The organism is Helicobacter sp. CLO-3 (assembly GCF_001854545.1).
Classification (GTDB): Bacteria; Campylobacterota; Campylobacteria; order Campylobacterales; family Helicobacteraceae; genus Helicobacter_B.
The window spans coordinates 17,135-28,884 of sequence record NZ_MLQN01000027.1; the positions used below are offsets into that span (position 1 = coordinate 17,135).

9 protein-coding genes are annotated in these 11,750 nt (G+C 47.0%); all 9 read right to left on the minus strand.

Annotation, left to right across the window (positions count from 1 at the left end; genetic code table 11):
- Positions 1-144: 144 nt before the first annotated feature.
- The gene (locus tag BKN38_RS07660) at positions 145-1,308 is read right to left on the minus strand and encodes a methionyl-tRNA formyltransferase (protein ID WP_233712907.1); all 1,164 of its coding nucleotides are present in this window, start codon (positions 1,306-1,308) and stop codon (positions 145-147) included.
- 220 nt (positions 1,309-1,528) lie between these two features.
- Complete coding sequence (locus BKN38_RS07665) at positions 1,529-2,677, minus strand: MnmC family methyltransferase (RefSeq protein ID WP_066455600.1); 1,149 nt, start codon at positions 2,675-2,677, stop codon at positions 1,529-1,531.
- A 173-nt stretch (positions 2,678-2,850) separates the two neighbouring features.
- The gene (locus tag BKN38_RS07670; protein WP_066455602.1) at positions 2,851-4,191 is read right to left on the minus strand and encodes a UDP-glucose/GDP-mannose dehydrogenase family protein; all 1,341 of its coding nucleotides are present in this window, start codon (positions 4,189-4,191) and stop codon (positions 2,851-2,853) included.
- Positions 4,192-4,258: 67 nt separating this feature from the next.
- Positions 4,259-5,122, minus strand: coding sequence for a hypothetical protein (locus BKN38_RS07675; protein ID WP_066455603.1), 864 nt, complete (start codon positions 5,120-5,122; stop codon positions 4,259-4,261).
- Entirely contained in the window at positions 5,119-5,994 is an 876-nt protein-coding gene (locus BKN38_RS07680) for an ABC transporter ATP-binding protein (protein WP_066455606.1), read from the minus strand. The genes BKN38_RS07675 and BKN38_RS07680 overlap by 4 nt, the downstream gene beginning before the upstream one ends.
- Before the next feature lie 379 nt (positions 5,995-6,373).
- Positions 6,374-7,189: a tRNA (adenosine(37)-N6)-threonylcarbamoyltransferase complex ATPase subunit type 1 TsaE gene (locus BKN38_RS07685; RefSeq protein ID WP_066455609.1), complete on the minus strand. Its 816-nt coding sequence runs from the start codon at positions 7,187-7,189 to the stop codon at positions 6,374-6,376.
- Positions 7,161-9,788 carry a DNA polymerase III subunit gamma/tau gene (locus BKN38_RS11505; protein WP_066455612.1) on the minus strand — a complete coding sequence of 876 codons (2,628 nt, stop codon included), beginning with the start codon at positions 9,786-9,788 and terminating at the stop codon, positions 7,161-7,163. Before BKN38_RS11505 ends, BKN38_RS07685 begins: the two co-directional genes overlap by 29 nt.
- A gap of 225 nt (positions 9,789-10,013) precedes the next feature.
- Positions 10,014-11,096, minus strand: coding sequence for an RNA pseudouridine synthase (locus tag BKN38_RS07695; protein WP_066455615.1), 1,083 nt, complete (start codon positions 11,094-11,096; stop codon positions 10,014-10,016).
- Between the two features lie 260 nt (positions 11,097-11,356).
- Positions 11,357-11,750, minus strand: a 394-nt coding sequence (locus tag BKN38_RS11165) for a hypothetical protein (RefSeq protein ID WP_218117791.1), incomplete at its 5' end; no start/stop codon positions are given.

Genomic DNA, 11,750 nt, shown 5'->3' on the forward strand with positions numbered 1-11,750 from the left:
CCCTTGATTTGATACTAAATCGTTTTAGATTCTGCCTCGAGATTCCATCTCAAAATTTCACCTCAAAATTTTTTGCCTCGAGATTCTGCTTTGTAGATTCTGCCTCAAAATTTTGCTTTGCAGATTCCACTTTGTAGATTCTGCTTATTCCAGCACCGCACCAGCGCCCATACCTTTGGAGCGCAGATATTGGCTCGCATTCACGCGCTGTTTGCCCGGGATTTGCAGCTCTTCTATCGCGATGCTGCCGCGCGCGCAGCCGATTATCACTTGGCTGTTTTTGGTGTCATTTTCTAGGATCTCGCCTGCTTTGTGCGCGCTTGTAGATTCTATCAGGCGCACGCCATAGATTTTCATCCCGCTTTTTAGAAAAACTCCGGGCCAAAGCTCATAGGCAAGCGATTTTTTGTAGATTTCGCGCGCATCATCAAAGGCGATGAGCCCATCTTGCTTGGCGATTTTTTTGCAATAAGTCGCAGCGCTCTCATCTTGTGGCGCAGGCGTGATAGAATCAAAATTTTCTAGCACCTCGATAAGCGCACTAGCACCAAGCATCGCTAGCTTCTCACTAAGCGCGATGTAGCCCAGCTCCTTTGGCGCGCATTCAGAATCTATTTTGCTAGATTCTGCATTTTTAGATTCTGCTTGTTTGGATTCCACATTTTTGGATTTTTGGCGCGCAAATTTTTTCACACACAGCAAATCCCCGCTATCAAGCCCCGCATCCATACGCATGATACTCACGCCATACTCGCTATCATCGCTTAGAATCATCTGCTGGATAGGACTAGCGCCGCGATATTTAGGCAGAATCGAGGCATGGATATTGATACAAGGCGCGATGTCTAGCACGCGCTGTGGCAAAATCTTGCCATAAGCCACCACCACGATAAAATCCGGGCGCAAAGACTCAAGAATCTCGCACGCCTCATCATCCAGCGCGCTTGGCTGAAACACAGGGATGCCATGCTTTTCTGCGGCAAGTTTTAGCGGTGGAGGCGTGATGATAGCCTTGCGCCCCACAGGCTTATCTGGCTGGGTGAAAGCGGCTAGAATCTCTAGCTTTGGCTTTTGTGGTTTGGATTCTGGCGATTTAGATTCTGCATTTTTAGATTCTAAAGTTTTGCATTCTACATTTTGCGCGGGCGCGCGAGAATCTAGTTTTTTAGATTCTGCGATTTTAGATTCCACTATTTTAGGTTCCACTATTTTAGATTCTGGCGTTTTATCGCCGCTTTTTGCATAAGCCACTATCTCTTCTAGCACCACTTCAGGAAAGCGTGGCGTCCCCATAAATACGATTTTCATAGATGCTCCATTATTATTTTGTGTTTTGGATTCTGCTTCAAAGGCTTGCAGATTCAAAGGCTAGCAGATTTTAGTTTTTGCAAATGTAGATTCTAGCAAAATTCACCTCACGCGCAACTTTAAGCAAAATCACGCGTGCCAATCTAGAATCCAGCCAGAATCTAATCAGAATCTAATGCACCAAAATTTAGCGCGCAAGCACCGCCGCGCCCTGCCCTATTTATTGCCTTATTTTTAGCCCGGCGAAATTTTCTAGCCCCAAATCGCCCTTTGTCAAAATGCTAGAAGCGCGGATTTTTGGCATATTTTCATTTATGATATTTTTTAACGCATTAGAATCTTGCGCGTCAGAATCCAATATATCAGAATCTTGCGCGCCAGATTCTGCCAGCTCCGCGCCAAACGAAGCGCGATAAGTTTGCGCTAGATTTTCAAAACTAGGCGCGAACCGATACACGCCAAAGCCCGCCACGCAAGCCTCTTGCATCTGCTTTGCGTTAGTAGAGTAAGTCGTGATGATGGCTTGAGTTTTGCAAAGATTATAAAGCTGCTTAAAATGCGCCAAACCCCACAGCTCCGCGTTTTTGCTAGGGCTAAATGGATCTTGATACACTATGTCAAAAAGCAGATTTTGGCGCGCTGGCGGATTCTTTGGCGCGGATTGTGGATTCTCACATTTTTGTGGGCTTTCAAGCGTGGATTGTGGATTTTTAGGCGCAGAATCTAGTGCGGATTCTGGCGCGCTTTTGGCCTCTTTTTCTAAGCGTGCTAGATTCTCGCGCGCATCGCCCCAGATGATTTGCAGGCTAACATTTGGCGCGATATTTACCTCATCGCCACGCTCTAGCCGCGCTAGCAGGCTAGAATCTAGGCTGTGGATTTTGCCAGCAAGGGCGAGCGTGTGTTTGTCTTTTTCTAGTGAGATGATTTGCAAGCGCGGAGCAAAAGCGGGATAGAAAGAGGCGGGACAGAAAAAAGAGGCAGGGCAGAATCTAGGCGCAAAAAGCCTAGTCATATCAGCAAACACTTGCGCGCTAAGAAACGCACTCCACCCAAGCCCAAAGCAAATATCTAAAATGCGTATTGTTGGCGCATCTTGTGGATTCTGCGAAGCTAAAAATTCCTGCGGATTTTGCGAAGTCAAAAAATCTTGCTGATTTTGCGAAGCTATTTGATTTTGTAGATTCTGCGATTTTGCAAAGTTTTGCGCTCTATGAGTTTGCAAATAAAATGGCATTATCGCCATAAATGCTGGCAGCACATGCTTGCTTAGCTTTTCTATGCGAGCACCCACGCTGCTAGAATAGCTTTCATCATATTGCTCGCTAAACGCACCCAGCGAGCCATCGCCTGTAAAAATCAGCTCCAAAATCACCCTTCAAAATAAACCCCAAAAATCCGCGCATGAGACAAACGCCAAACTAGAATCTAGATTCTGGAATCTAAAATCCAAAACCTAAAACACCGCCGCAGAATCTAGAATCCCAAAAACCCAAAACCCGCAACTTACTTCATATAATGCGCCACTTATAGACAAAACCTTTATTTATTCCTCACACCAATTTGATGATATTCAAAGCCCTTAGATTCTAGGTTTTGCGTGTGATAGATATTGCGCCCATCAAAGATTATTGGCGCTTTTAGCCGCTTTTGTATCTCTGCAAAATCCGGGCTTCTAAACTCCCTCCACTCCGTGATTAGCACCATCGCATCCGCATCATTTAGCGCATCATATTTGCTATCCACTAGCTTTATAGATTCTAGCCATTCTTTGAGATAGAAGCGCGCCTGCTCGTATGCTTTGGGATCGTATGCCAGCACTTTTGCCCCGCGCTTCACTAGCTCGCTTATCACCACTATCGCGCTTGCCTCGCGCATATCATCCGTCTCTGGCTTGAAGCTTAGCCCCCATATCCCAAATGTCTTGCCCGCTAGATTCTCGCCAAAGCGCGCGCAGATTTTCTCCACTAGTAGCATTTTTTGCGCGGCATTTACTTTGTCGATTGCCTGCAAGATTTTTGGCGTGTAGCCATTATCGAGCGCGGTTTTTTCTAGCGCTTTGACATCTTTGGGGAAGCAGCTGCCGCCATACCCACAGCCCGGATATATGAAGCTATATCCGATACGAGAATCCGAGCCTATGCCCGCGCGCACATCATTGATATTTGCGCCCACGCGCTCGCATATTTGGCTCATCTCGTTTATGAAGCTGATTTTGGTGGCTAGCATGGCGTTTGCCGCGTATTTCGTCATCTCGGCAGATTCTATACTCATAGAGATGAGGCGATCGGTTTTGATGAGAAAAGGCGCATAAAGCGCGCGCATCACTTCAAACGCCCTATCAGAATCCGCGCCAATCACCACGCGATCAGGACTCATAAAATCCTTTATCGCCACGCCTTCTTTCAAAAACTCCGGATTGCTCACGACATCAAAGCTTATGCTAGATTCTGCACCCCTCTCGCGCAGCGCACCTGCCACGATGCTTTTGACTTCTTTGGCAGTGCCTACTGGGACGGTGGATTTATCCACGATGACAACATAAGGCAGGCTGATATGCGCGCCGATATCCTGCGCCACCGCGCGCACGAAGCGCAGATCCGCACTCCCATCATCACCCATAGGCGTCCCCACCGCGATAAATATCACTTCAGCTTGCGACAATGCTGTAGATTTGTCGCTAGAAAAGCTTAGCGTGCCAAGGCGCTGATTTTCTAGCACCATCTCTTCAAGCCCGGGCTCATATATGGGGATGATGCCTTGTTTTAGATTCTCGATTTTTGTTTTGTCGATATCTAGGCATATCACTTCATTTCCCATCTGCGCGAAGCACGCACCAGCCACGAGTCCTACATATCCGCTACCTACGATTGTTACTTTCATTTTGCTCCTTTTGTTTGGTTTGCGCGAGAATCTATTTATACGAGAATCTAGCTGCGCTAGATTCTAGCTATTCTAGCTCCATTTTTTTGATGACAAAATATCTAGCCAGCAGATAAAAAACGCCAATGATTAGCAAATATCGTATCGTATAATACGCATAAAAAAGCCACGCTGTCACATTAAGAATCCCATAAGTTTCTGCCTTAGAAGCCACCATATCGAGCACAGAAGAGCCGCCGATAGCCCACTCAACAAACATATTAAAAGGTGTCAGCACAATATCCGCACAAATCCCAAGCCCAAAAAATATCAGCACCCCAAGCACAAAGCGAAAGCTAGAAATATGCCATGCATTAAGAAGTACCAAAGTCAGCATGATGCTAACTAGAAAGCTTAAAATCTGACCTAGCACATTGGTGGTGATAAATAACACCAAAAACACGCTAGATTCCCTATAACTATATACAAACTCCGCCAGCCACCCGCCAATCTCTTGCATCGCTGTGATAAAATCCACATCACGCACAAAAAGCACCGCCTCTGCGCCTACAAACATATAAAAACAAGTAGAAGCGCCTATCAATATAAAACAGCTCAAAATCTTTGATAAAAGTATCGCATCAATCCCCACAGGCAGGCAAAAAAGCAGATAGCCATACGAGCCATACAGATTTTTGCCAAAGGTGCTTATCACCGCCATTATCCGCACTACCATAAGCCCAAATAGCGACAGAACAACCCCAGCAATACTCACAAAAAACACCCAAGCCAAAAATCCAAAATCATCTAATGCATGCCTAACGCTACCGCCATGAGAAGTTATCGCGCTCCATGCAAAAACGCTCACACTAACGCAAATCAAAAACAGTGCGCTAATCACCACAAAAGGCAGATAATTGCCCGCAAGCTCATATTTTAGAAGTTTTCTCATATCACACCGCCTTGCTTGGTTTGGGGATTTTGTGGATTCTGTGTATTTGTGGGATTCTCAGAATCTAGCGTATTCTGCGCGGTTTGTAGATTCTGCGGATTCTGCGCCAAATTCTGCGCGCCAGATTCTACACTAGATTCCACACGAGATTCTGCTCTGGCAAAAGCCGCCCCGCCCAAACTACTGCTAGCAAACGCCTCTTTAAACGCCTCCTCGAGATTTAGCCCGCCCGCGGTAAATTCCTCCACGCTTTTGTGTGCCAGCACGCTGCCATTTGACAAAAATATCGCCTCATCCAAAATCTTTTGCACATCATATATAAGATGCGTAGCGATTAGCACGCTAGAGCCCTGCGCGTAGTTATTCAGTATCAGATCAAACACCAAATCGCGCGCCACCGGATCCACGCCCGCGATAGGCTCGTCAAAAATATACAGCTTCGCCTCGCGAGAAAGTGTGAGCAAAAGCGCTAGCTTTTCTTTGTTGCCTTTGGAGAGTTGCTTGATTTTAGCAGTTTTTGAGAGCTTGAGTATATCGCATAGCGCGTGCGCTTTGTGCGTGCTAAAATCCGCGAAAAAATCCGCGAAAAACGAGCAGGCATACTCGATACTCCAATTCAAAGGCAAATGGTTTCTATCCGGCAGATACGCTATGTGCGCCTTGGAGTCATCATCGATGGGACGCGATAAAAATCTCACCTCGCCACTATACTGCCTAAGCAGCCCCAAAAGCACTTTGATAAGCGTCGTCTTGCCGCTGCCATTTGGTCCTAGCAAGCCCATCACTTTGCCTTCACTAAGCCGTAGCGAGAGGTCATTTAGCGCGAGAGTCGCGCCATAGCGCTTGGTTAGATGATCTATTTCTAGAAGCATATTTTTCCTTGTAAATGTGATGCAAAAACTTTGTGATGCAAAACTTGATGTGTATCTAGCCGGCCAATCAATCAAATAATCAAACAGGCAAACAAGCAATTAAGCCAACAATCAAGCGCGTATTATAAAACCAAAACGCTAAAAAAGAGATAATCACAAATTTTTAGAATTGCCACAAAGCAAAATCACGCGCCAGAATCTAAGCTGGCTTGATTTGTTGTTTTATAGTTTTTACTTTAATCAAATATGAGATATAACAAAACTGCCAAAAGGTGAGTTTCCTTAGCAAAGCGCCAGTTTCTTTTAGTAATGATGACTTGCGGATTCTAAATTGTTGCAGAATCAAAAAAATGCAAGAAGAATTTTGGGTTTTGTGTGCTTAAATAAAAATCTCATAGGTTCTAGAATCTAGATTCTGCGCGTTTATGTTTGGCGCGCTTGTGTTTAGTGCGTTTGCACTCAACATGTTTGTGTTTGGCGAGTTGGATTCTCTGGTGCTGGCATTTGGCGGGTTGGATTCTGTGCTTTTGTCGGAATCTAGATTCTGCGTGTTTGGGATGGTTATGCGGATTAGTGCGCGCTCAAAGCCGCTGTGGCGCAGTATGTCCCAAAGCGCCTCGCCCCACTCGACAAAATGAAATCCCGGCGCGCTAAGCCACTCGAGCAAGCCCATCTCCAGCAAATCCGCCGCGCTGTGGTTGTATAAATCATAATGATAAACGCCGCCATAATCATGCATAATGCTAAAAGTCGGCGAAGTCGCAAACGCTGGCAAAGGCGTGTCCGGTGTGCTTTGTGGCTGTGTTTGCGCGCTTAATGCGTGCGGCTCTGGCGTGGATTCTGCACTACTAGATTCTGCCAGCTTGGATTCTGTGCGCTCGGATTCTGCTTGATTAGATTCTGTCGATTCTGCGCTGCTAGATTCTGCATTTTTAGATTTTGTTTGCGCGTCTTGATTGCGCGCTTCCAGATTTTGTATTTTTAGATTCTGCGCGCTTTTTTCTTGGTTTCTGATGTGTGCTAGAAATGCCTGCACCAGCGTGGTTTTACCGCTCCCAAGCGTGCCGCTTAGCAGAAAAATATTTTTGCCACTCGCAAGCATTAGCTTAATAAGCATATCCAAATTTTCCACGCCAGCTTGAGTGCTTGCAAACAGCGTGGCATCGCTACTTATCGGGGGTATTTTTCGCATCATTATTCTCGATGACTAGCATTTGCTTGACGCCAAAATTGTGCTTTAGGCTTTGGATTAGCGCGTTATTTTCTTGCAGGAAAATCTGCGTTTGCGATTGCGCGGCGTTTTGTGGCTGCGTTTGGCTTGGCGCTGGCGCGGCGTTTTGGTTGTCACTAGCGGGCGCATAAGCGCTAGAATCTAAATTTTTGCTAGATTCTGGCACATGGTTTTGGTAGTCTAAATTTGCGTTTTGGCTAAAATCTGGGCTTGGATTTGCGTTTGGATTCTGGCTAAAATTTTGACTAGAATTTGGCGCGATATTTGCCAGCTCATCATCTTCATACCATGGAACATCGATTTTGGGGACATCCACCTTGGGAACATCTATTTTTGGAGTATCTGGCGCAGAATCTTGATTTTGTGCGCCCATATTTTGCGTATTTGGCGCGCTTAAAGTGGCGGGTGTGGTGGGCGGATATTCTTGCGTAAATGATGGGGTGATATTTTCTTGCGCCGGCGGCGTGGGTGCTGTGGGTATGGAGGCGATACTTTGCTTTAGCGCATTTATCCGCGCGCTAATCTCTGACATCGGCTCTTGGGCAGGATTGGCAAGATTGGAGGAATTAGTGGAATTGGCAGGATTAGCAAGATTGGCAGAATTAGCAAAATCTTGTGAAGTAGATTCTGCATTGCCAGCCTGCGCGCTAGAATCTAAAAATGTCCTAGAATCCAAACCACTAAAATTTGACGCGGAATCAGAATCTCGTTTTGCAAAATTAGATTCTGCGGAATCCAAATCATTGGCGTTTGGCGCGCCAAAATTTGCGCTTGTGCTAGAATCTGAAAAAGTGCTAGAATCCACAAAGTCCGCTCGTGGCGCGGTTTGCTGGGCTTGTGGCGCTTGTGTGTTTGGCGTAGGATTTGCGCTTGTGCTTGGCTCTAGGCTTAGGTCAGAAGTTTTTTTTTGTGGCAAATCGTCTTGGCTGGTTTGCGCTTGGGTTGGCGCATTTGCTACATTTGGCGCGCTTGCTGGATTCTGCGGATTTAGCGCGTCAGCTGCGGGCTGGAAGGTGTTTTTGATATGTATGGGCGCGCTGGTGGCGATAGGCGCGAACGCCTCTTGCACGAGCGCCTGGATGATGCCCCAAAACTGCTTGAGCGTCGCTTTGTCCGGCGCGCTTGGGTTGCTATACCAAAACAGCGTGCTAGTGGCGACATCCCAGCGCTCAAACGCCACCGCGCGCGCGAATGTCTCGCCCAGCTCATAGGAGCGGTCGGCGATTTTGCTAGCCAGCGCACTAAACTCTTGCGCGCCTATTTGTGGCGAGAAGTGGGTTTGTGTAGTGGGGGCTTGTGTAGTGGTGGTTTGTGTGGCTTGGGTTTGTGTGCTGGTGTTTGGCACGCCAGAATCGACATTTGCGCTAGAATCCACGCCGCTAGAATCCGCTATTTTGGATTCTGCGATTTTTTCCACATTTGTTTCTTGACTTGTTTTTTGACTTACTTCTTGATTTTGCATTGTTTGCGCTACTATATTTTGCGCCGACGCCACCTCCGCCGGTGCTGCTTTCTCTAGCTCTTTTATCGCCTCATTGATATCCTTTAGCTTCAGCGCCTCGCGCATTTTTAGACTCATTAGCATCAGCACAAACGCACCATCTGGATTTAGGTTTAGCAGCGATTTTGCCGTGCTCAAAATCCCTAGAAATCTATCGATAAGCAGCAGCGGGAAGTCCTGATCGCCCGCCAGCAGCGCATCTTTGAGAAACAAAAGCATCTCATCGATAATCATCTCGCATTCATACTCGCCAAGCACCTCGAGGCTCCTATTTAGCGCGCCCTCATCCTTGTGAATGATGCTCGCGAAAAAATCTTTTAGATTTTTAGGATCGATGATGCCTAGCATCTGCGTGATTTGGCTCGTAGTCAAATGCTTGTCGCAATAATTTATCGCCTGATCAGTAAGCGTGAGCGTGTCGCGCAGGCTCCCGCCGCCACTTCTAGCGATGATCTCTAGCGCGTTTGGCTCATAGCTCACGCCCTCTTTTTCTAGGATGTTTTCTAGGTGAGATATGACGGCTTTTTGTGGGATTTTTTTGAAGCGAAAGTGCTGCGTGCGGCTGATGATGGTCGCTGGCAGCTTCAGCGGATCCGTCGTCGCTAGGATAAACTTCACATACTCTGGCGGCTCTTCAAGCGTCTTTAGCAGCGCGTTGAACGCCTCTTTGGTAAGCATATGCACTTCATCGATGATGAAAATTTTATACCGACTCATCGAAGGCGCGTAGCGCGTGTGCTCGATGATGTCTTTGATGTCATCTATCCCGCGATTTGACGCGGCGTCTTTCTCGATGATATCGAGGTTTCGCCCTTCAAGCGTGGCTTTACAAATATCGCACTCGCCACAAGGCGTAGAAATAGGCCCCTTCTCACACACCAGCGCGCGCGCAAAAATCCGCGCCGAGCTAGTTTTGCCGCTGCCCCTAAGCCCGCTAAAAAGGTAGGCATGCACGATGCGGTTTTTATCCAGCGCCATGGAGAGGGTTTTGGAGATCGCTTCTTGCCCGATGAGATCGGAGAAGACTTTGGGGCGGTATTTTAGCGCGAGTGCGAGTGCCATTTGCCTGCCTTTTGTGCTTTGTTTTGCGTTTTTTGTTGTGCTTTTTGTGCTTGGTTTGTCTGCTTTTGTTTTGGTGCTTTGCTGTCTTGTTTTGTTGTTTTACTTGGACTTGCGCGGGATTATAGCCAAAACTTATATAAAGCTATATAAAACTTGGTGGCGCGTGGATTCTGGTTGATCGCGCGTGGATTTTGGCAGGTTTTGGATTCCGGGCTGGCTTGGAATCTAGGTGGCAGAATCTATATTGGTAAAGCCGACGCGGATAGAATCCAAAATATCAGATTCTAAAATGCTGGCATCCAGCCACGCGGGCAATGGCGCATAGAGGCTGTATATATGGCGATAGGCAAAGCGCAAATGATAGGCGTGCAGGCAAAGGGTGCTGGATAATAGCGGGCTTGGTGGATTTTGCGAATCTTGTGGATTTGGTGGGCTTTGCGGATTTTGTGGTGAAACTTCTGGCGCGGATTTTTGCGCGCTTGTGGATTCTAGCGCACCAGATTCTGCATCCAAAAAGCTTTGCTTCAGCGCATCCAGATACGCCTCCGCCATCGCATCATCGCCGCCATACAAAAAGTCATTGCAAATCGGATGCCCGATGTGCGCGCAGTGCAGGCGTATCTGATGCGTCCTGCCGGTGAGCGGGCGCGCTAGGATGGTGGTCTGCGCGCGCACAGAATCTATGTGAAGCGGCGCTATCAGCGTGACTGCAGGCTTGCCGCTAGGATCGATGCGCGAGCGTATGGAAAGGTTGCGATGTGGCTTTTGTGCTGGGCTTGGGGCGAGGATGGGCGCATCGATGGTGCGTGCGCCTGTGATGATACCCTGCACTTTGGCGATGTAGGTTTTGCAAACCTCGCGCGTGGCAAAAAGCTGCTTCAGCGCGCGCTCATTCGCCCGCCCCTTGGCAGCCACGATAAGCCCGCTCGTCTCATAATCAAGCCGATGCGCGAGCTTAGCGTCCTTGCCCGCAAAATAGCGCGCAGAATCTATGAGGCTTTTATGCAAGAAGCTACCTTTTGGATGCGTGAGAAGCTTTGCAGGCTTGCAAAAAAGCGTGAAATCACGCGTGGTGAAAATAGGCGCAGTCAGCTCGCTTGGCGTGTAAAAATCATCGACAAAATGCGTAAGCCACACGATGCCACTGATGATTTGGGATTTTTGCACGGGGGCGTTGTCTGGCGTGCGCAGGCGGGCTTTGTCGATGTGCTTTTGCGCCTGCGCGGTGGTGTAGCCAAGCGTGCGCGTGAGAAATCGCGAGGCTTTGATGGGTGTGTCGATATGAAAAGATTCTCGGATAAATGGCATTTGCGCGCTTTGTGTGGGGTTTGATACTAATTCATGCAGGATCTAAAATATAGCAGATTTTAGCAAAAAGTTGTAAAAATTTAAAATGGCTAGCAAGTTGTGCTTAGATGGCGGAATGCGCCTAGCATGGTAGATGATTGCGCCACAAATAGTTTTATTTGCTAGGCGCAGCATAAGGGACGATATTTATCGCATTTTAGCCAGAGTCTAGATTTGGCGTTTCTAGATTCTGTGTTGTGATAAAGCATAGCAAAAGCAAGCTATTTTATAAACTTCTTATAAAATGCTTTAAGGAATGAGATTTTCGCAAACTTGTCTCTAAGGCACATGTAGTTTTTTGTAGTTAGCAATAAGTAATCAAACCATTGTTTATTTGGCTCCCACATGCCAGGGTGAATAATATAGGGCGGCTTTTTTGGCGTAAAGCCTTGCTTGGTAAGCATATCTTGCTTATCTTTACTCACAAAAAGCAATATATTTTGTATATACCAAGGGCATATATCCTTGTTTTCCCAAAGCTTCTCCCTCAAAATATCAAAACACACAAAGCCTTCTTTTTCAAAAATATCCGCCCAGTAGGCTGGTGGCTGCTCATTTACATGATGTGTGCCACCTTGATAGGGAATAGCAGCAGAAAAAAGCACAATATCAGAA